The following is a 20,223-nucleotide window of genomic DNA, read 5'->3' as shown; positions in this document are numbered from 1 at the left end:
ACATATAGAACACACGTTGAGAAATACCTATGGGGAGATTCACCCTTCTGGAGTGCAAGTTACTTCTGTGCCACTACCGGAAGTGTTTCTCTTGATACTGTCAAGAAATACATTGAAGATCAACGAACAGAGGAACACAAACGCAAATATATTAAGACGGGGAAGTACAAAAAGAAAAGCTAGTGCGATTCATCCCGCAACCGATTTCATCGGAAGGGGTTTTCTTGCACAATGTTTATAACTATAATTTCTCTTTACATCTTACCCTCCCCCAAATAAAAAGAGAAGCATTTCTGCTTCTCTTTTCCACCCGTCGTTACGGTTTTGCTTCATCAAATTCTCTAGTTCGTGCGCCCATGCTCTTTAATTCTTTTTTGCGGGCGTACATCATCTGATCTGCTCGTTCGAAGATGTCATGTAACCGTTCATCCTCTGGCTGAAGAGTTGAATAGCCAATAGAAACAACGACATCATCTTTCTTGATATTTTCTTCTACCACTCTGTTAAAGGATGCAATTGTTTCCTCTCTGGTATCATATCCTTTTCCAGATAAAAGAACTACGAACTCATCACCACCAATTCGATACACGGAACCATGAACGAAAATGTCACAGATCATGTCACATGCACTTTTGATAAGTTGATCGCCGGCAGCATGTCCCTTTGTATCGTTGACATATTTAAGACCATTTATATCACATGCAACAAGGGCAAGCTTATCAACAGCGCCTTCGCGAATCCAGCTGTTTACCTGAGCTTCAGTCTCCATGTAGGCATGTTTATTTCTGACTCCTGTCATTGAATCAGTATTCGCCATGCTCTTGAATGCTTTACTGTTTTCTTTTTCAGCATGAAGCTTATCGTTAGCAACACGCCTTATCATGTAGAACAATATAGCGGAGAACAGCGTGGCTACTGCAAGAAGGGATAATATCTGTATGCGATTATTATAAAGGCTCTTATCACTGATCTCCTGAATCTGATCCTGGATAACGCTCTCACGGATCATTACAACCAGCTCCCATCCGGTGTCTGGCACAGGCTCGTAGCATATAGTATCTACAACGCCATTTATAGTAAAGGTCAGCGTTCCTCTCTTATGGTTTGCGAAATCAGAGCGAAATGAATTCCACTTTTCCTCAGAAACATTCGCTTTTGTGGCATCAAAAATATTATCTGTCCCAATAAGCGGACCAAGCTCGGTCTCAGATATGTTTCCACCATTTGCAGAATAAAGTGCAAAATGCGTACTTTCCTGATCATCAAAAGCAAGCAGATCAACAATATCATTGATATCTATCTGAACAAAACATGCTTTAAACTGTTTGCCCATGATCTTTATATCAATAGGGATTGCCAGACAGAGTTCCTTGGATGAGCCATAAAGGAAAACTGTGCTTATCACCCTGTCATTCAAAGTCTTATTCGCAAGGAAAGCATGTCTGCTGCCACCAGTATATGTGGTGTATTGCGTATATACCACATCATCCTCATCTACAAGCGCAAATCGGTTAAGAGACAAAAGGCTCTGAATTTTACCAATGGCCTTACGAAGATCATCCTGCGATTTTATATCTGCTTCATCTATGACACTAACAGCCTTTTCCATGTAGTCAAAATTATTGTTGATCAGGTTAGCAATTGTCTTAGAACGCCTGTCTGCCATGGATTCAAGATAAAAAGCACTTACCGCAGAAACAGCCTGATTTGTAGACGAAATAGCCTGCTTAGAAGCCCAATAGGTATTGGCGATAACCATTATCATGATAAAAGCACTTCCTATCGCCGCAGTTATAGTCACTGCCTTTTCAGTAATCTTCCTGCTTTTCATTGCGCCATGTCTCCATACAAGACTTCAAGCATTGGTGCTGCATCCTCTTGATAGATTATAGTTGTTCTTTCATCAGTCTTTTCTGGGAAAAGAGCTCCTGGCTGATTTCCATCTGCTATCATTACCGCAACCTGCAAAGTATCAAACCCAATTGAATAGCAATCCTGCACACCAAGGCAATAGATAACGCCATCTTTGAGATAACGGAGTGCCTCCTGATCATGGTCCATCCCCACGATCACAGCCTTACTTCCAAGCTCAGTAACTGCTCTGGCTGTTCCAACAGGATTACTCATGTTGCAGCATACAAAACCTGCAATATCAGGATTGTCCTTTAGCATCTGCTTTGCCAGGTCATAAGCTGTATCAATAGAGTCATTATCATACTCAACTGCTACTATCTGCATATCTTTATATTTAGAGATAGCGTCTTTTGCACCCTTTGCTCTGTCCTCATGACAAGGAGCCCCGTGACTTCCAACCAGAATCCCCACCTTGCCCTTGTAGCCAAGCTTTTCGCAAAGTGCTTCTGTAAGATCCACTCCGTCCTGATAGTTATGGGTATTCCCAACGTAAGCAATCCTCTTGCAGTTAAGAGATGCATCAGAGCTTGAAAACGTCATGACCTTATTGCCTGATTCCATCAAACTGTCAAGCACAGGAGAGATCTTCTCCTCATCAGCCACATCTACTCCAATTACGTCATAATTGCCTTCTTTAGCCTGCAGCAATCTTTTAGTCTGATCTTCATAAGAAGCTGCATCCGGAGCCATATATTCGTAAGTAATAACTATGCCCTTTTCAAGATATTTTCTCTGGGCATCTTCCATTCCAAGCGCAACAGCATCCCACCAGGGATGAACTATCTTATATGTAAAATAGAAATTGTATTTGTCTTTAGCAGGCTCATAATCATCGAGACTATGTACAAAATCTACTACACTATCGGAATCGTCCACATTTATCCCAGTATCCGTAGAATAACCAGTGCTGGTAACTGCAACGCCAAGAAAAATCGCTACTACCAGAGCTTTGCGAAATATGTTATTCAACTTTCCAGACATAGCATTCCTCCTTGCAGAAATAGTTATGGATATAAACATTTTTCTAATATAAATAATACTATATTCCGCTAGTTTCTATTCTTAAATATATATAAATAAAAAATAAGAGAAGCATTTCTGCTTCTCTTACTCTTTTGCATTTTTATGGTCTTATCTCTCCTTTATCAACGAGCCTGAAAAATGCGTCTACCACTTCAGGATTAAGTTGGGTTCCGGAGGCCTCTCGAATTCTTGATATCGCCTTCTCAAAATCCAGCCCCTTTCGATATTTCCTGTCAGAATACATTGCATCAAAACTATCTGCGACCGCAATAATACGTGCCGCCGGCGGAATTTCATCGCCTGAAAGGCCATTGGGATATCCATTTCCGTCATGTCTTTCATGATGGGCTAGTGCACCTATTGCAAGTTCAGGTACAACACTTATATCTTTAAGTACCTCGTATCCCTTTAAAGTATGTGACTTGATTTCGTCATATTCTTCATCTGTAAGCTTTCCCGGCTTATTGAGCACAGCATTGCGGATGCCAACCTTACCTACATCATGTAGCAGACCAATACGGTAATATTTTTCTACAGTTTCAGCATCATACCCCATCTCTTTGGCAATCATCGCTGTATATTTTGCCACTCTCTCCGAATGGCCATTGGTATACGGATCCTTCATATCTATAACTTTAGCAAAAGCGGCAGATACCTCGGATGCAAGTATAGTACTTTCCTTCTGCTTCTGCTTCAAGGAATCTATATGGTCCTTATATAGATAAATCCCCATCAGTGCTGTAAACACCAGCACTCCAAGGCGTGTAAAGGTTAAGTTTCCATAGCTTTTGAAAAACTGATAACGGAATATGTCAATTACAGTACCAAAAAGGCAGACACCAAGTCCCCAAGCCACACTTCGCAAAAGTGTCTTTTTAATTTTGCCCTGGCGTATAGCTTTAACAATTACAACTACAGCAATCAAAAAAGAAACTAATATTATAAATTGCGAAATATAAACAAGATAGTAATAGTCTGACAACCTGCCTATTGTCAGTCCAACCTGAAGGAAGAAATCTAAAAGACATACCACAAACATGCCCGTCAACAGCTTCAGATGGGTTTCTCCGGTGGTACTGGAAAAAAAGGCCAGCGCAGGCAATGGAATGAATACCAGACACATATATTCTGTAACTCTGATAAGATCAGGACGACCTGTTAGTATCTGAAGAAGAAGTGTATCATTAAGCCCAATAAATCCGACCATTACACAGGCTATACCATAAGATATGAAATCAATGCCTGTTGATTTCATTACTATTTGGCCTGTAATTCCTGCTATAACAAAAAGAATCCCGATAATTATGGTTACCACGCCTTGTCCAAAAGAAGGGAGATTTCTCTTAAAGACATTTGTCATGTACTGCCCTTCATCACAAATAGTTATTTCTCCTATACCTGCGGGCGTATTTGTAAATACTGGCTCGACGTACAGCGATAAAGATGAACTTCCCTCCGGAATTGCAATGGTGTGAAATTGCATACCATACGAAGCACCTAAAAACCTTGGTATCTCAGGATTATAATCGTAAATCAGCTCATCAGAAGCATATACTTTAAAATTGGTATCGATAGATTTAAAGCAAAGAGCCTTACCATCAGTGTTCTGTTTACTAATGTCCAATGTAACATAGTGGCTGCCCAGATCCAGATCATAAAGATCAACTGTCTGTCCGTCTTCATCAACCCAGCCTTCATTAATATCCCCAAACATGGCTGAATCTGTATTTTTTTCCTGATTGCCTGAAACAATTGAAAAAAACACAAAAACCAAAAGGATTAATATGCATATACCTTGCTCTATGGTTGAATAAACAGCTTCATTTCTTCTTTTCATGGTTGTTTTTCTTTCCACCAAAAATAGATTCTTTTGTATCATAATCCCATATAAAACAATATAACAAAAAAAAGAAGCGCCATCTACTTACGCTTCTCTCTTACTGGATATTCTTAGATACCTTTTTAAAGTACTTCCTCTATTACATTTTTTAATGTATCAGCAGAAGCTCTTAAAGCCTCTGTTTCCGTATCATTAAGGCTTATTGGAACTGTGCTCTCTACACCGTCTTTTCCAACAATTGCAGGCATGCTAAGTGCCACATCAGAAATGCCATGGTTATCGTGCTGCAAACTTGATACCGGAAGGATAGTCTTTTCATCTCGAACGATCGCTTCGCATATCCTGCGTACAGACATTGCAATGCCGTAGTAAGTAGCTCCTTTCTTCTCGATTATCTCATAAGCACTGTTCTTAACATTCTCAGCAATCTCCTTCATAGCAGCTTCATGGTTGAAGTGTCCCCTCATCTCACAGAAATCATTGATTGGAATTCCTGAAACATTCGCACTGCTCCAGGCTGCAATCTCACTGTCACCATGCTCTCCAATTATGAAAGCGTGTACAGACCTGCTGTCCACAGAAAGATGCTCCCCAAGAAGATACTTAAATCTCGCTGTATCAAGAGTTGTTCCTGATCCAAACACTCTGTGTTCAGGATAACCAGAAAGCTGCTTCGCAGCATAAGTAAGGATATCTACAGGATTAGCGACTATCAGCATTATGGCGTCTTTGTTGACTTCAGCTATCTGGGGTATGATGGACTTGAAGATGCCTACATTCTTTTTTACCAGATCAAGCCTGGTCTCTCCTGGTTTCTGTCCGGCGCCTGCTGTCACCACAATAATATATGCATCTGCTATGTCCCTGTATTCACCTGCATATATCTTCATCGGCTTGGCAAAAGGAAGTCCATGACTGATATCCAGAGCTTCGCCTTCAGCCTTTTCCTTATTGGCATCTATCAACACCATCTCAGAAAAAAGACCGCTTTCCATGATTGCAAATGCTGAAGCAGCACCCACAAATCCGCAACCAATAACAGCTACCTTTCTGTAATTTAATCCAGCCATTATTATTTCTCCTTTTCCACTACCTTATAAATTTCATTTATTCTATAACTTCACCATTTCTTGAGATTGTCACAACCTGCCATGGAAGGAACTTACCACTGTTCTTTATAGCATTTTCAGCAGCTCTCTGAAGTCCGCCACAACATGGAACTTCCATCCTTACTATCGTAACACTTGCAATGTCGTTATTGCTGATAATTTCTGTCAATTTCTCAGTGTAGTCTCCCTCATCAAGCTTGGGACAACCTATCATTGTGATCTTGCCCTTCATGAAATCCTCATGCATATTTGCATAAGCATAAGCTGTGCAGTCTGCGGCGATAAGGAGCTTAGCTCCTTTGTAAAAATCCCCAGTTGTAGGAAGAAGCTTTATCTGGCAGGGCCACTGCTCAAGCCTTGAAGGATGTGAAACAAATCTGTCTGCCAATGTAAAGTTTGTATCCTCCTTTGAATCCTCTTTTTTCTTGAACTTCATAAATCTTGATCCGGGGCATCCACCTGTATGCCCTTCACGATGATCTTCAGGATAGGCCTTTAGCTCTTTTGCCTTATTAACTGCAGCCTCATCATATTCAGGGGCTTCTCTCTCCTCAAATGTGATCGCTCCTGTTGGACATGATGGAAGGCAGTCTCCAAATCCATCACAGAAATTCTCTCTTACAAGCTTTGCCTTGCCATTAACCATTTCAATAGCACCTTCGTGACAGGCATTCGCACAAATCCCACACCCAGTGCATTTTTCCTCGTCTATTTTTATTATCTTACGTACCATATTAAACAGACCTCCTTGCTTTTATGATGTCAGTTTAATATGATTTACAATATAAGTATGTTGTTATAACCACTTTTTAAAAAATTTAGAGCAAGGTTCAGAACTAAGTCGGAGAGTTCAAATGGATATCACAATTCTACAGAAAATGCTTCTTTTCAGAGGAATGACAGATAAAGAACTTCAGGAATTGCTTAAATCATTGAATGCCAAAATACAGTCTTATCAAAAGAACGATACAATACTCCATGCAGGTTCCAATCCCGGAGTCATAGGGATCGTATTATCCGGCAGTGTCACAGTTTTAAGTGATGACATATGGGGAAACAGGACAATCCTCAGCCATGTAGAAAAGGGTGGGCTTTTTGCAGAGGCCTACGCCCTTCTTGAGGATGTTCCCATGCTGGTTGATGTCATAGCCAACGAAGACTGCTCTATTCTTTTGCTCAAAACAAAAGGAATCCTGAGCTCATCTGAGAGCCAGAATTCCTGGGATTACAAATTCCTGCGCAATCTTCTGTTAATATCTTCAAAGAAAAACCTGAATCTATCCGGCAGAAGCTTTCATACTTCCCCTAAGACAATCCGTGAGCGTGTTATGTCCTATCTAAACACTCTCGCACTGCAGAATGACAGTACCGAGTTTGACATTCCTTTTGACCGCCAACAGCTCGCTGATTATCTCAACCTTGAAAGAAGTGCCCTTTCTAAGGAACTAGGCAAGATGCAGAAAGAAGGAATAATCGAAACAAAGAAAAGTCATTTCAAGCTGCTTACGCCTTAACCGATATAGCTCAAATCCTCTTGAATACATCTTAATCATCAACTCCTTCTTATCAAACCTATGAAATCAGCCAACTCCATCTCACCCATTTCCTGCTTATCTGCTTCAGCGTCACGCTGTCTGATAGATACAAGATGACTAGCCTTTTCTTTTTCCCCGACTATGATCATATAAGGAACCTTCTGCATTCTTGCTTCACGGATCTTAAAGCCAAGCTTTTCATCGCGATTGTCAAGCTCTGCGCGTATCCCTTCCTCATAGAGTTTTGCCATGATCTCTTTTGCATAATCGTGGTATTTATCAGATACCGGCAACACTTTAGCCTGTACTGGTGAAAGCCAAACGGGGAACTTTCCTGCATAATGCTCAATCAAAATTCCCATGAAGCGGTCAATCGAGCCAAATACAACTCTGTGAAGCATGATCGGTCTATGTTTCTCGCCGTCTTCACCAATGTAATCAAGGTCAAATCGCTGAGGAAGCTGGAAATCAAGCTGTATTGTTCCGCACTGCCATGTTCTTCCAATGGAATCTTTTACGTGGAAATCAAGCTTAGGGCCATAGAAAGCGCCATCACCTTCATTGATCTTATATGGTTTTCCCACTCCTTCTACTGCCGCCTTAAGAGACTCTGTCGCCAGCTCCCAGTCCTCATCACTTCCAATTGAATTCTCCGGTCTTGTGGATAGCTCTATCTCATAAGGAAATCCAAACTTGGAATAAACCTCATCTATAAGTCTCATAACACCCTGAATCTCAGATAAAACCTGATCTTCACGCATAAAAATATGTGCATCATCCTGTGTAAAGCATCTTGCCCTCATGAGGCCGTGCAGAGTCCCGGACTTTTCTGCTCTGTGGACAATTCCAAGTTCCCCACATCTGATTGGAAACTCCCTGTATGAATGAGGCTTTGATTTATAAACCAGCATGCCTCCAGGACAGTTCATGGGTTTGATGGCATAATCCACATCATCAACGCTTGTCACATACATATTATCTCTGTAATGTTCCCAATGGCCTGACCTTTCCCAAAGTGACTTTGTCAGCATTATTGGTGTGGATATCTCCTGATAGCCTTCACGGACATGGATTTTTCTCCAGTAATCAATCAGCAGATTCTTAAGTATAAGGCCCTTTGGGAAATAGAAAGGAAGTCCAGGGCCTTCATCCATCAATGCGAACAACTCCAGCTCTTTTCCCAATACTCTGTGATCCCTTGCCTTTGCCTCCTCAAGCTGATGAAGATAATCATCCATCATAGATGCCTTTGGAAAAGAGATTCCGTATATCCTTGTAAGCATCTTATTATGTTCATCCCCACGCCAGTATGCCCCTGCAACTGAGAGGAGCCTGACTGCCTTTATGTGACTTACATTAACGATATGAGGGCCGGCGCAGAACTCCGCATAGTCACCCTGTTTGTAAAAAGATATTACTTCGCCCTCAGGAAGCTCCCTTATCATCTCAAGCTTAAACGGCTCATTTGCATTCTCCATATAGAAAAGAGCGTCTTTCTTAGGCAGCTCATACACCTGAAGTGACAAGGATTCCTTGATGATTCTGCGCATTTCTCTTTCTATTGCACCAAGGTCTTCTTCGTTAAAAGAAAAGCCAAAATCAAAGTCATAGTAGAATCCATTTTCAATTGCTGATCCTATAGCACACTTTGCCTGTGGATAAAGCCGCTTAACAGCCTGTGCCAGAACATGGGCACTTGTATGCCATAAAGCCTCCTTTCCCTCCTTTTCATCAAAAGATACTTCCATTACCTGACCATCTCTTTGTAATACTTTCATAATGTGTTGCTCCTTTCGTAAAAAGAATTATTAGTATCTGCAACAACATAAGAAATAGTGTCAAAAAATAAAAAAGCACCCAAAAGATCCACTGATCTTAAGGGTGCATTATGCACGGTTCCACCTTAACTTTTTACTTCAGATTCTAACAAATCCTATCCTTTGACGCAGGCATACGGCAACGCTTACTGTTGTTCAGCATTGCAGCTCAGGAATGGTTTTCGTCTGTTATCCTCATAAATGACTTCCACCAAGTGTCACTCTCTCTGGATGATTCATCACAAACTACTCTTTCCGTCAACGCTTTTCTTATGTTATTGAAATGATTCTAGCAAAGATCATCTTATAATGTCAACACAGATATTATCTAAGTTTACAGCTACAAACAATTACTTTTTGTGGACCACTTTCATGTGATCGTTTTTAGTATTCTCTTTCTAAACATCATTCTCTATATCTTTTATCTTCCTAGCAGGAACACCTCCTACAAGGGTATTATCAGGAATGTCTTTTGTTACTACTGCACCGGCAGCAACAACTACGTTATTTCCTATAGTAATCCCAGGGAGAATAGTTACGTTCCCACCAATCCAGACATCATTGCCTATATGCACCGGCCTTGCAATACCCAGATGCTTCCTTCTTCCCATGGGTGTGAGAGGATGATTGACAGTAGTAATCAAGGTATTGGGACCGATCATGACATTGTCCCCTATATAAACCTCTCTAATGTCCAGGATAGTCAGATTGTAATTTCCCGTAAAGTTATTGCCGATATGGATCTTCTTTCCATTGTCACAGTTAAAGGTCTTGGCAATCCATACTTTCTCACCCACACTTCCAAGCATTTCCTTTAGCTTCGCATATTGGCTTTCGTAATCTGTGTCATCTATTGCATTGTATTCACGGCACTGTAAAATAGCATTTTCCTTTCGAACCTCAACTTCCGGATCATCATAGCAGTACTCAAGCCCTGCTTCCAGCTTCTCAAGTTCAGTCATCAACCTGATCTCCTCTCTTTTTCTTATATGATGGCAGCTTCGCTATTAAAATTAGTCTTGTTCCCTGTCATACGTTTTCTGCACAAAATATACGCAGGAATGATGTATGCTGAAGTAAATACCCATGCAAGAGGTAACGCCAGGCAAACTCCGATATAGCCATACATCCCGGCTATGACTACTGCTCCGACCAGTCTACCGGCAGTTTCAAGTATTCCGGACGCCACAGTCAATTTAGCTTTCCCACTTCCCTGCAGTGCAAAGCAGAAACTCATCTGTATAGTAAGGAACCCGTAACCCATTACATAGAAAAGCAGGAACTGGTGTCCATATGTAATAACCTCTGCTTCGGCAGTATCTATAAAAAGTCCCATCATTGCAGGTCCAAAGAAGTAGGCAAAAACAGAAAGCACTATTGTAAGTGACCAGCCAATGATATTGACCAGCCTCAGTCCCTTATCTATCCTGTCATGTTTTCCTGCACCGTAGTTCTGACCAGCTATCGGAATCATGGCTTGACATACAGAATCGATTGAAGCTGACATTATCCCATAAAGCTTATTACCTGCAGTGCTTCCTGCAACATATACCGTACCCATTGCATTTATCGCAGCCTGAACTATAAGTATTCCTAAAGCGATAACTACCCCCTGAAGAGCCATTGGTATTGCGGTCATCAGCTGTTCTGCTGATACGTCATGTCCTATACGAAGATCTTTAGTAGTTATCTTGAGGCTTTCATTATTATGAACAATGTAATTCACAAGGAACAATACGGAAATCAACTGGGATGCCACAGTAGCAAGCGCTGCGCCTGCTACTCCCATTTTCAGAGTGCCTATCATGACTATATCCAGTACGATGTTTACCACAGAAGCAATAATAAGAACAATCACAGGCGTTCTGCTGTCACCAAGTGCTCTGAGTGATGCAGCCAGCAGATTGTAAAAAACAGTGCAGACAAGACCTGCAAATATCACGATAACATACTTATATGCAAAAGAATGAATCTCATCTGGTGTCTTTGTAAGATCAAGTACAGGCTTGGCCAGGAAAGTAGTTATAATCGTTAGTACAACTGACAAGATTGCTGATAAAACAAGGGCATTGCCAAAATACTTCTTTATTCCTTTATCATCACCTGCTCCAAATCTCTGAGATATTGAAACTGAAAATCCGTTGCCAAGACTTGTTGATATGCTGAATGCAAAGAAGGTAAGTCCTGTCGTTGATCCTACTCCGGCTAGTGCATTGACTCCAAGCATCCTGCCTACGATTATTGTATCTGCAAGGTTGTATAACTGCTGGAACAAAAGTCCCAGACATACCGGAACTGCGAACCTTATTATCTTTTCCAAAAGTCTTCCCTCTGTCATATCAACAGTTTTTTCTTTCATCTTCTGCATGGCACTTTTACTCCTGTCATTATTTCTTTTCAGTTCTTAATTCATTTATACCGCCAGCAGCAGAAAACTAATATCATTTATATTGTCTTTTTATCGTTTATATGTGTTAAAATTGTTTTGAAAACTGTGGATGAATCATATGAGGAGATCAGATATGGCAAAAAGAGTTAAACAGCCTGATGCGCAGGTCGCCATGATGAATTTCATAGGACGCGAGAACAATTTCATTCATTTCCAATATGAAAAAGAAATGCTGCAGTACCAGATGATGAAAGCAGGTGATGATGGTGCTGCAGAGGAAAGCCACAGGATGATGCTTCAGGGTGCCAAAACCTCAAAGCTTGCAGATGATCCGGTCACACACATGAAATACCTCTTTATCTGTAATGCCACTCTCATGACCAGATTTGCGATAGAGGGCGGACTTAATTCAGAAACTGCATATAACACCAGTGACCTTTACATCTATAACATGAACAAATGCGTATCCGTGGATGAGGTTCTTGAGCTCCATTACGAGATGGTATCCTATTTCACCAAATGCATGCAGAACCTGAAAAAGGAAAACATAATATCCAAACATGTTTCAAGATGCCTGGATTATATAGACCGGCACCTTAATGAAAAGATCCTGCTTGAACAGCTGGCAACTCATGTCGGGTTAAACACAAGCTATCTATCTGTATTATTCAAAAAAGAAACCGGCCTCTCAGTATCCGACTATATTCTGAGAAGGAAGCTGGAAGTCGCTGAAAACATGCTGAAAAATTCTGATTATAACTGTGCTGAGATAAGCAGCTTTCTTGCTTTCAATTCACAGAGTCACTTTACAGAATCTTTCCGCAAAAAGAACGGAGTAACTCCCAAGCAGTTTCGGGACAGGGAATACAGACATCACATTTCACGTTAAAATGGACCACTTTAGTTAACCAAAGAAAAAAGCTGTAAACCCAGATATTATCTAAGTTTACAGCCACATGAAATTACTGCCGGCGACCGGGATCGAACTTTTCGGAATCCCGCAAATCCGCAGAGAAAGGGGGCTTCGCCGACCCTGTCTCTTTTATAGACCACTTTGTGGACCACTTTACTTCGTTTTACAAGTAGACCTATTGAAACTCCAAATTTGTTCTGAGTTTTTTTGTTGCTTTCAACCACTCATTCATCAAAATCAAACTCGTCCAGATCAGCCATATAAAACTCAGACCAGCTGAACTGTTTCATGAAATCCCCCATATACTTGTACTTTGAAGCGTCCTTCTTTTCGAGCCAGTCATAAAGGTCGCACTCTATCCTGTCTTTTGCTATAGAAAGACTTCCTCTCTGTTTCAGGATGATTCCCTCAAGCCCCAGCCTTGTAAAGGTGTTTTGAAGGTCCTGCCTAAGGTTCTTTAAATAGGACATCTTTTTCTCGGGATCACCCTCATCTTCCCAAAGGTTGGCGATAAGCTCACCGTTGGTGGTCTGGGCGCCTTTATTGGCAATAAGGATGGCCACAATCTCTTTTGTCTTCTTGTACTTGAACTCTATGGGCTTTCCGTCCACAAAGAACTCAAAATTGCCAAAAGTCTGGGCAAATACCCTCTTATGGTCACCAAACTTCTCTGCATAACGAAGCTCCGCCAGCTCTTTTCTCACTTTGCTCTCTGTGGCAGGCTTTAACATATATCCGCTGGCATGCATGTCCATGGCCTCAAAGCCATACTCCTTATGAGCTGAAAGAAAAATAATATTCATGAAAGGATTCATCTTCTTCAGATAAAGCCCCAGCTCAACGCCGTCAAGTTCCGGCATATTTATATCAAGGATTGCCATGTCTATCTCTTCTTCTCTGGCTTTGGCCAAAGCAGAAAGGGGATTGTCGAAGGCAGTAAAATCTGCGTCCGGAATAACCTCTCCAACGATCGATGAAATGAGCTTCAGATCCTTTTTGTTGTCGTCAACGGCAATAACCTTCATCAGGCACCTCCTCTGGGAAGAGATACTGAAGAAATATGCTGATTCTTCCTCTGTTCCGTAGTCATATGCAAAGGATCTGCCTCGCCAACAATAAGCATTTTTCTGTCTTTTTGTGCGGCATCATGAAGGTCTCCGCAGCGAAGATCTGCTATTACCAGGGCCGCAAACCTGTCATAATTATCCTCATCTATCACATAAAACTCGTGCTTCATCCTGTACCAGTGCGCCGAGTCATATCCCACTTCACCGATATAAAGGCGATCAGCCGTATCAGCTACATCGTCAACTCCGGCGATTTCTCCGATCTTCAGTCCGGTATCCTCACAAAACAAAAGTCCATAGGTCTTTAAAACCCTGTCCCTTACAGTCTCTTTTTCTCCGTTTCTGCAGATCTTTCCGGTGAACGAATCCATTACCTCATAGTAATAGTCCTGAGCATGCTCGCTCTTTTCAAAATCCAGTATCGCCTCATAGAACTTCCTGTCAATCCTTGTCTCAGACATCAGATCATTCCTCCGTCATTTCCGCCATTATATGAAAGGCACAGCATGGTCATATCATCAAATTGTTCCGCATCCTTGGTAAAAGAGCTAATGGCGTCCGAAACACCCTTAACAACTGTCTCCGGATCATCTTTCTCATGATTCCTGAGAGCCTCAAGCAGCGCATCCCGCCCGAAGAACTTTCCTTCAGCATCGGATGCCTCCGGCACGCCATCCGTATACAAAAATACCTTATCTCCAGGGAAAAGCGCTATCTCCTGCTCCTCATATTTCATCCCCGGTATTATACCTATAGCAGGTTTCTTCTGGCCCCTGACCAGCTCAAAGCTATTTTCCTTCATATAAAATGCTGCCGGTTCATGTCCCGCATTTGCATAGATAAGGCGCCCCGTGGACACTTCAAGGATCCCCAGCCATACTGTTACGAACATTCTCAGTTTGTTGTTTTCGCAGACAACTTCATTTGTATCTGTAAGGACCCGGGCCGGTGACTTATCCGTCCTTGCACTGCTTCTTATGACAGATTGAACAGACATCATGAAAAGCGCTGCAGGAATTCCTTTATCCGACACATCTGCTATAGCAAAGCAAAGATGATCATCATCAACAGGGAAGAAATCATAGAAATCACCACCGACAACCTTGGCTGCCTCCATACTTGCATAGATATCGAATTCTCTTTTGTCCGGAAAAGCAGGAAAGATATCCGGAAGTGCGCTCTTCTGGATCTGAGCTGCCATGTCAAGTTCTGCTCTGGCACGCTCTTCTTTAGCTGTCATGTCTTTAATACTTTCAACATAGGCCGACAGCTCTTTTTCCATATCTGCCATCACACTTCCCAGCTTCTCAATCTCATCTCCTGTATTTATATCAAGAGAAGAGAAATGCTGAGAGTCTGAAATCCCTGCCTTTTTGTCTTTTATGTAATCCTTCGCTGCGGTGGATATTGTATTGATCGGCTTTGCCAGTGTTTTGGCAAAATGCCTGTTAAGTAAAAAGGCAAAAAGAATCGAAGCAGCCACAATGGCAATGATATAGCGGATAAGAAACATCGCAATGTCAAAGGCCATATTTTTGAGGGCATAATCCGCCATAAGAAAACCATAGGTGGCTTTCTGTGAATCTCTGAGCCTGACGCCTGTTGCAGCTATCCAGTCTCCCCTGTCGTTCCTGCGAATACTGCAGGGAACAGTAATGCTAATGCTTTGAAGTTTTTCTACTTCCTGAGGAGAAATATACTCCCAGTCCCCTGTCTCATATGTGGTATCACCATAATGCCCCGTGTCGATTACATGAACGAACACATTTGTGTCTTTGTCATAGGCCACAAAGTATATATTCTCATACGAATTTATACTTTGGTAATGCTTGAGATAATCTGTGAGCTGTTTATAATCCTCCAGTTCACAGACATGAGAAAAGTGCCGTCGATATTCATCAGTGCCCGTAGACGCTCTTTCCTCTTCGGACAGTCTCCTATACGCAGTAACGGCATCTTCGGCAAGTACCTCTGTATCTGCAAAATCCTTAGACGCAACGATGGCTGTCCCCAACATATAAAAAGTATCTGTCATATTTTCTGCAAGCAGCGTCCAGAAAAATGAGACCGTTCCCACAATAAGACCTATAAAGGCCACAAGAAGTGAAACCGCCACCGCTGTATTGGTCACGCGTCTCGCCAACAGAGTATTCTTTTGTTTTTTCCCGTTTTTAACCATACATTTATTATAGCAGTTTTGTGCACCTTTATACGATTATATGTTATCATTGAAACATAGAAAGGAGTTTCTATGGATTTCTCTGTAAATAAGACTTTAGACGGAAAAAAGCTAACGGCAGAAGTCATTGGTTCCCTTAACACCAATACTTCTCCGCTTTTGTTAAAAGAACTGGAAAACGCCCTTGAGAATATCGACGAGCTCGTCCTTGATCTTAAAGAGATGCCCTACACTTCATCCGCAGGCGTAAGGGCAATCCTGCTGATGCTTCAGACAATGGAAAAGCACGGTACCATGAAGCTTGTCAATGTAAATGACGAAGTGAAAGAGCTTCTGGATACCATTGGTTTTTTGGAACTGTTAACAGTAGAATGAATGAGAGCCGGTCATCTGACCGGCTCTTTTTGGTAGATAAGTTATTAGACAGTAAATAACTGAATATTCATAAGCTGCGTGATAATAATAGCGGTGCAGATCACGAAGTAAAGGGCTACGCCCGGATTAAAGTAAACCGTCCTGAATACGCTTTTCTTCTCGATACAGGTATCCATGCTGTTATCAGGCTGAAATCTCTTTTTCCTAATCCATCAAAGCTTAAAAGCACCCTGTATCGGTTTCCCGAACAGGGTGCTCTCACTTAAGATGATCCTACATTATTACCTTGTTCTGAAGTAGATGAATGACGCTCCCTTGTTCTGTGCATTTTCGTAACTTCTGTCTGTAAGAAGAACAGTGTAGTTCTCTTTTGCATTTACATCATCTACTTTATATCCATTTACTCCGCAAGAATTCTCGGTTCTGTTCCAGAATGTGCTTTCTCTGTTTACTGCTTCTGATACCAGGATTCCGCCATCGGGCATTGTCTGTACGTTAAATCCGCAGTATGCAAGGTAATCCTTGATTGTCATGTTCATAGCTTTTGCCTGCTTTGCGATCTTCTTGATATCCTCAGTTGTGAGCTTACCTTTATTGAGATCTTTCTTCACCTCATCATATACGTCTTTGTTGTCGATTGAAGATTCATATTCATAATCGTCTTTAACATAACCGTTATAGTCATCTCCTTTGAAACTGCATAGGTTGTCACAGAGCCATACACCTTCCTTATTGTTTTTATTTCCGATATAAACTGTCTTTGCCTTATGGTAATACATTTTTGCTGTAGAGAAGATTCCCCTTGTTCTGGACTTTACCAGATCATTTGATGCATCAGTTTTAACCGGATTTGTAAAGATTCCTGTGATGAAATCTATTCTTACCTGGATGGCATCCTTGTTAGTCTTAATGGCCTTGTAGTATTCACGGGTTTTCTCATCCAGCTTGTTAACCTCATCCTCGCTAAGGTCACATACCTGCTTCTGCATGTTCAGGATTTGAAGAACGTTGTTACAGGATTCAGTGAATCTCTGAAGTCTTGCCTGAATGTACTTCTCTGCCTTCTGCATTGCCTCTCCAGAGAACAGGCTGCTGTCTTTGTGATAATCATAGAGAAGATCAAAATAACTTCTGTCGTCCTTGTCGGATGTCTTTCCGCCCTGAAGAACCTTTCCTGCATTTCTGAGGTAATCGAATACACTCAGATCTCCTCTGAGCCAGTCAGCCTCTCCACCGATCGTATAAGCGTTTCTGATAAGTTTCTCGGTGTCGCTGTAGGAGTTAACCTGATTTGTTAACTCAATTTCTTTAACTCTGTTATCAACATATTCATCAAAAGCATTAAGTGTATTATTATATGACTGGAAAGCTTCTGCGTTAATATTGTCATCCTTCATTTCCTTCTGCATCTGCTTAAGCTCACCAATGACTCTGTCAGCTTCTTCATGAACAGTCTGGGTAAGATCAGGCCCCTTGTCCTCCTCAAGTCCAATGCCTTTCTTGAAAAGACTTTTTATCGGACCACCATAGATATCTGATCCGGGAACCTTTTCAATGAGCTTGTCAATGCCGTTTGAAACTACTTCCTTAAGCATATCCATTCCGAACTCTGCAATATCATCTTCAAGGCTCTGCTCTTCCTCGGTAAGCTCTACCTGACCGCCTTCTGTGGTTTTTTCAGCAAGCTTTGTATTTACTGTGCTGAGCTTCTTATAGTAGTCCATGATCTCGGTCAATGACATGCCCTTGACCTTCTTCTCAAGCTCTGCTTTTGCCTTGGCCTTTTCTTCAGCAGCCTTCTTTTCAGCCTCTGCCCTTGCCTTTTGCTCTGCGTCTATTCTCTCTGCCTGTTTATCTGCAAAAACTTCACTCACATCTCCGGACTCGATTATTTCTGTATTTCCGGGTTTTAATCTAAACATTTTTGTTGCAACGACGTTTCCATCCTTGTCAGTCATCATGACAGTCTGAATAACCTCGCCATTGCTGTAGTAATCCACTCTGGTCTTCATACCGGGTCTCATAAGAATGCCAAAAGCAGAAATGGGATCTGTAGAATTTTCTTCTGATCTTACGATAGTAGGAAGGTTGCCGTCAGCTTCTCCCTGTACTGTATCAGGATCAGTGTCATCCACGAAGTTTCCGGCCTTTGCTGTTCCGATTTCTACCGGAACTTCCTCGTCGGCTGTGGTAACAATTTTTTCTTCAACTGTAGCAACCTCTTTAACAGGAGCTGCATTCTCTACAACTTCCACCTCTTCTGCCGGAACTGCCTCTGCTTCTGCTGCCTCAGGTGCTGCTGTCTCAGGCTCTTCGTTTTCTTCAAAGTTACCGGCCTTTGCTGTTCCCATCTCCACAGGTGCAGGTGCTTCAATTACCGGTGCTTCTTCTACTTCTGCGTATTCAGGTGCGGGATGCATTCCTGAAGGTGCTTCATCATCTTTTGCTGTCTCAGGTACTACTGCTTCAGGTGCAGGTGCCTCAGGTTCTTCGGTTTCTTCGAAGTTACCGGCCTTTGCTGTTCCCATCTCTACAGGTGCAGGTACTTCAATTACCTGTGCTTCTTCTATTTCTGCATATTCAGGTGCCGGCTGCATTCCTGAAGGTGCTTCATCATCTTTTGCTGTCTCAGGTACTACCTCTTCAGGTGCTGCTGCCTGCTCTACTGCTACTGTTACTTCTTCGGGATCTGCTGCATATGTTGTGACTGTTGCCACATTTGACATGATCATTATTGCTGCAAGTCCACCGGTTAATGCTCTTACTCTGTTCATTCTGTTTGCCATAATCTTAATCTCCTTTTTCTTTGATTTTTTATCGGTTTGTTTCGCTTGTTGTTTGCTTTTGTTTTTTGTTACTTTGTGATCTCATCTTAGCAACCTGTTGGTCACAGAACGGTCACACATGTTTTTCATTACTTTTTTGTTCCGGTCGGTTGTTATGGTCATATAATACAAACCCAAAGGACACAAAAGAGTCACACAAAAAAATCGCCAGCTAACAAGCTGACGATATGACTTATGAGGCAACCTCTGGTAAACCTCTTTTTTGAACATGAAACTTAGATTTTATGCGGTTTCTGACTTTTTTACCCTTCGTTCGATTCCCTTTACTTTTACGCCCAATGTTTCCGCCAATTGTTCTGCTTAATTTTTTGAATTCTGCAATGCATGTTTTGCCAATTCAGTTCGTATCTTTGAGCGTTTTATATATCACCATTAAAGAAACTCTATAATCGCCTTGCTGATTCTGTAACAGCTTATTTGCAGAAAACTTTAGGCCATTCTAATAGAGCCATGACAGAACACTATATCTTCGAGGAAGTGAAAGAGCCTAAAGATATCGAAGGACAGCCTGATAGAGCTCTAAGTATTGGCTAAACAATCTGTGTTTTTAAGAAATCAATTTCCTTCAAATACAGATTTATAAAGAGATGGACCACATTTGGACCGAAATGGACCACTTTAGTTAAACAAAGAAAAAAGCTGTAAACTCAGATAAACTCTAAGCTTACAGCCACACATATTACTGCCGGCGACCGGGATCGAACCGGTACGGGTATTACTACCCACGGGATTTTAAGTCCCGGGCGTCTGCCAGTTCCGCCACGCCGGCATTTACCATATTGTGTTGTGGTAAAAAATACGCGATATGCAATTGCTACATATCGCGTGAGTGGGGCCTACAGGGCTCGAACCTGTGACCCTCTGCTTGTAAGGCAGATGCTCTCCCAGCTGAGCTAAGACCCCTCTTTAATATACTGGGTTAATACGCGGTCTTTCAATATACTATTAAAAAACCAGAGTGGAGCTTCAGGGACTTGAACCCGGGACCGACCGGTTATGAGCCGGTTGCTCTAACCAACTGAGCTAAAGCTCCTGATAAATGACTCCGACGAGAATCGAACTCGTGTTACCGCCGTGAAAGGGCGATGTCTTGACCGCTTGACCACGGAGCCCAATGCTTGGTGATCGCTGTCTCGATCTAGCTCCCCCTGTCGGACTCGAACCAACGACACTTCGGTTAACAGCCGAATGCTCTACCGACTGAGCTAAGGAGGAT

The 20,223-nt window shown here is 41.9% G+C and carries 15 protein-coding genes, 5 tRNA genes, 2 pseudogenes and 1 other annotated feature; of the genes and pseudogenes, 4 read left to right on the top strand and 18 right to left on the bottom strand.

Features of this window, described 5'->3' with window-relative positions:
• Positions 1 to 183, top strand: a 183-nt coding sequence (locus D6855_RS16355; protein ID WP_199712476.1) for a transposase, incomplete at its 5' end; no start/stop codon positions are given.
• A 133-nt stretch (positions 184 to 316) separates the two neighbouring features.
• Here D6855_RS16355 and D6855_RS16350 read toward each other — a convergent pair.
• The 5 genes from D6855_RS16350 to D6855_RS16330 form a co-directional block, all read right to left on the bottom strand.
• A complete protein-coding gene (locus tag D6855_RS16350; RefSeq protein WP_120743063.1) occupies positions 317 to 1,831 on the bottom strand; it encodes a sensor domain-containing diguanylate cyclase in 1,515 nt (504 codons plus the stop codon).
• On the bottom strand, positions 1,828 to 2,895 hold the full coding sequence (locus D6855_RS16345) for a substrate-binding domain-containing protein (protein ID WP_243112013.1): 1,068 nt from the start codon (positions 2,893 to 2,895) through the stop codon (positions 1,828 to 1,830). Before D6855_RS16345 ends, D6855_RS16350 begins: the two co-directional genes overlap by 4 nt.
• Positions 2,896 to 3,037: 142 nt before the next feature.
• The gene (locus D6855_RS16340; RefSeq protein ID WP_243112011.1) at positions 3,038 to 4,774 is read right to left on the bottom strand and encodes an HD-GYP domain-containing protein; all 1,737 of its coding nucleotides are present in this window, start codon (positions 4,772 to 4,774) and stop codon (positions 3,038 to 3,040) included.
• 125 nt (positions 4,775 to 4,899) lie between these two features.
• Entirely contained in the window at positions 4,900 to 5,847 is a 948-nt protein-coding gene (locus tag D6855_RS16335) for an L-lactate dehydrogenase (RefSeq protein WP_120743058.1), read from the bottom strand.
• Positions 5,848 to 5,884: 37 nt separating this feature from the next.
• A complete protein-coding gene (locus tag D6855_RS16330) occupies positions 5,885 to 6,619 on the bottom strand; it encodes an ATP-binding protein (RefSeq protein ID WP_120743056.1) in 735 nt (244 codons plus the stop codon).
• Between the two features lie 121 nt (positions 6,620 to 6,740).
• On the opposite strand from D6855_RS16330, the gene D6855_RS16325 reads away from it, so the two are divergent.
• A complete protein-coding gene (locus D6855_RS16325) occupies positions 6,741 to 7,400 on the top strand; it encodes a Crp/Fnr family transcriptional regulator (RefSeq protein WP_120743054.1) in 660 nt (219 codons plus the stop codon).
• 38 nt (positions 7,401 to 7,438) lie between these two features.
• Here the strand turns inward: D6855_RS16325 and thrS are convergent, their stop codons facing one another.
• The 4 genes and pseudogenes from thrS to D6855_RS16310 all read right to left on the bottom strand — a co-directional run bounded on the left by thrS (position 7,439) and on the right by D6855_RS16310 (position 11,606).
• Positions 7,439 to 9,199, bottom strand: a complete 1,761-nt coding sequence (thrS, locus tag D6855_RS16320; RefSeq protein ID WP_120743052.1) for a threonine--tRNA ligase — start codon at positions 9,197 to 9,199, stop codon at positions 7,439 to 7,441.
• Between the two features lie 96 nt (positions 9,200 to 9,295).
• Positions 9,296 to 9,509: a binding site (T-box leader), on the bottom strand.
• A 148-nt stretch (positions 9,510 to 9,657) separates the two neighbouring features.
• A pseudogene (locus D6855_RS17200) lies at positions 9,658 to 9,807 on the bottom strand (DapH/DapD/GlmU-related protein); the annotation flags it as partial.
• 234 nt (positions 9,808 to 10,041) lie between these two features.
• Positions 10,042 to 10,200, bottom strand: a pseudogene (locus D6855_RS17195) (maltose acetyltransferase domain-containing protein); the annotation flags it as partial.
• Positions 10,201 to 10,223: 23 nt separating this feature from the next.
• A complete protein-coding gene (locus D6855_RS16310) occupies positions 10,224 to 11,606 on the bottom strand; it encodes an MATE family efflux transporter (protein ID WP_120743048.1) in 1,383 nt (460 codons plus the stop codon).
• Between the two features lie 154 nt (positions 11,607 to 11,760).
• Here D6855_RS16310 and D6855_RS16305 point away from each other — a divergent pair, with 154 nt between their 5' ends.
• Complete coding sequence (locus D6855_RS16305; RefSeq protein ID WP_158589567.1) at positions 11,761 to 12,516, top strand: helix-turn-helix domain-containing protein; 756 nt, start codon at positions 11,761 to 11,763, stop codon at positions 12,514 to 12,516.
• Between the two features lie 248 nt (positions 12,517 to 12,764).
• Here D6855_RS16305 and D6855_RS16300 read toward each other — a convergent pair whose 3' ends face one another.
• Genes D6855_RS16300 through D6855_RS16290 form a run of 3 tightly spaced genes read right to left on the bottom strand, consistent with a single transcriptional unit; the run spans position 12,765 to position 15,738 of the window.
• Positions 12,765 to 13,565, bottom strand: a complete 801-nt coding sequence (locus tag D6855_RS16300; protein ID WP_120743044.1) for a response regulator — start codon at positions 13,563 to 13,565, stop codon at positions 12,765 to 12,767.
• A complete protein-coding gene (locus D6855_RS16295) occupies positions 13,565 to 14,068 on the bottom strand; it encodes a hypothetical protein (protein ID WP_120743042.1) in 504 nt (167 codons plus the stop codon). The genes D6855_RS16300 and D6855_RS16295 overlap by 1 nt, the downstream gene beginning before the upstream one ends.
• The gene (locus D6855_RS16290) at positions 14,068 to 15,738 is read right to left on the bottom strand and encodes a PP2C family protein-serine/threonine phosphatase (protein WP_158589566.1); all 1,671 of its coding nucleotides are present in this window, start codon (positions 15,736 to 15,738) and stop codon (positions 14,068 to 14,070) included. The genes D6855_RS16295 and D6855_RS16290 overlap by 1 nt, the downstream gene beginning before the upstream one ends.
• Positions 15,739 to 15,858: 120 nt before the next feature.
• On the opposite strand from D6855_RS16290, the gene D6855_RS16285 reads away from it, so the two are divergent.
• On the top strand, positions 15,859 to 16,161 hold the full coding sequence (locus tag D6855_RS16285; RefSeq protein WP_120743038.1) for an STAS domain-containing protein: 303 nt from the start codon (positions 15,859 to 15,861) through the stop codon (positions 16,159 to 16,161).
• 281 nt (positions 16,162 to 16,442) lie between these two features.
• Here the strand turns inward: D6855_RS16285 and D6855_RS16280 are convergent, their stop codons facing one another.
• The 6 genes from D6855_RS16280 to D6855_RS16255 form a co-directional block, all read right to left on the bottom strand.
• Positions 16,443 to 18,947 carry a hypothetical protein gene (locus tag D6855_RS16280; RefSeq protein ID WP_120743036.1) on the bottom strand — a complete coding sequence of 835 codons (2,505 nt, stop codon included), beginning with the start codon at positions 18,945 to 18,947 and terminating at the stop codon, positions 16,443 to 16,445.
• A gap of 743 nt (positions 18,948 to 19,690) precedes the next feature.
• Positions 19,691 to 19,776, bottom strand: a tRNA-Leu gene (locus D6855_RS16275).
• A gap of 61 nt (positions 19,777 to 19,837) precedes the next feature.
• Positions 19,838 to 19,910 (bottom strand) — tRNA-Val (locus D6855_RS16270).
• Between the two features lie 56 nt (positions 19,911 to 19,966).
• Positions 19,967 to 20,040 (bottom strand) — tRNA-Ile (locus D6855_RS16265).
• A 7-nt stretch (positions 20,041 to 20,047) separates the two neighbouring features.
• Positions 20,048 to 20,119: transfer RNA gene (locus D6855_RS16260), tRNA-Glu, on the bottom strand.
• Positions 20,120 to 20,149: 30 nt separating this feature from the next.
• Positions 20,150 to 20,222: transfer RNA gene (locus tag D6855_RS16255), tRNA-Asn, on the bottom strand.
• Position 20,223 lies beyond the last annotated feature (1 nt).

This window comes from Butyrivibrio sp. CB08, assembly GCF_003625485.1.
Classification (GTDB): domain Bacteria; phylum Bacillota; class Clostridia; order Lachnospirales; family Lachnospiraceae; genus Butyrivibrio.
The sequence above is the reverse complement of the archived record's forward strand: the minus strand, read 5'-3'. Positions and strand labels throughout refer to the sequence as shown.

What these genes read in the sequence shown, in the direction of transcription:
- D6855_RS16350 (WP_120743063.1), bottom strand. Translation starts at nt 1,831, where the DNA reads ATGAAAAGCAGGAAGATTACTGAAAAGGCAGTGACTATAACTGCGGCG.
- D6855_RS16345 (WP_243112013.1), bottom strand. Translation starts at nt 2,895, where the DNA reads ATGTCTGGAAAGTTGAATAACATATTTCGCAAAGCTCTGGTAGTAGCG.
- D6855_RS16340 (WP_243112011.1), bottom strand. Translation starts at nt 4,774, where the DNA reads ATGAAAAGAAGAAATGAAGCTGTTTATTCAACCATAGAGCAAGGTATA.
- D6855_RS16335 (WP_120743058.1), bottom strand. Translation starts at nt 5,847, where the DNA reads ATGGCTGGATTAAATTACAGAAAGGTAGCTGTTATTGGTTGCGGATTT.
- D6855_RS16330 (WP_120743056.1), bottom strand. Translation starts at nt 6,619, where the DNA reads ATGGTACGTAAGATAATAAAAATAGACGAGGAAAAATGCACTGGGTGT.
- D6855_RS16325 (WP_120743054.1), top strand. Translation starts at nt 6,741, where the DNA reads ATGGATATCACAATTCTACAGAAAATGCTTCTTTTCAGAGGAATGACA.
- thrS (WP_120743052.1), bottom strand. Translation starts at nt 9,199, where the DNA reads ATGAAAGTATTACAAAGAGATGGTCAGGTAATGGAAGTATCTTTTGAT.
- D6855_RS16310 (WP_120743048.1), bottom strand. Translation starts at nt 11,606, where the DNA reads ATGCAGAAGATGAAAGAAAAAACTGTTGATATGACAGAGGGAAGACTT.
- D6855_RS16305 (WP_158589567.1), top strand. Translation starts at nt 11,761, where the DNA reads ATGGCAAAAAGAGTTAAACAGCCTGATGCGCAGGTCGCCATGATGAAT.
- D6855_RS16300 (WP_120743044.1), bottom strand. Translation starts at nt 13,565, where the DNA reads ATGAAGGTTATTGCCGTTGACGACAACAAAAAGGATCTGAAGCTCATT.
- D6855_RS16295 (WP_120743042.1), bottom strand. Translation starts at nt 14,068, where the DNA reads ATGTCTGAGACAAGGATTGACAGGAAGTTCTATGAGGCGATACTGGAT.
- D6855_RS16285 (WP_120743038.1), top strand. Translation starts at nt 15,859, where the DNA reads ATGGATTTCTCTGTAAATAAGACTTTAGACGGAAAAAAGCTAACGGCA.
- D6855_RS16280 (WP_120743036.1), bottom strand. Translation starts at nt 18,947, where the DNA reads ATGGCAAACAGAATGAACAGAGTAAGAGCATTAACCGGTGGACTTGCA.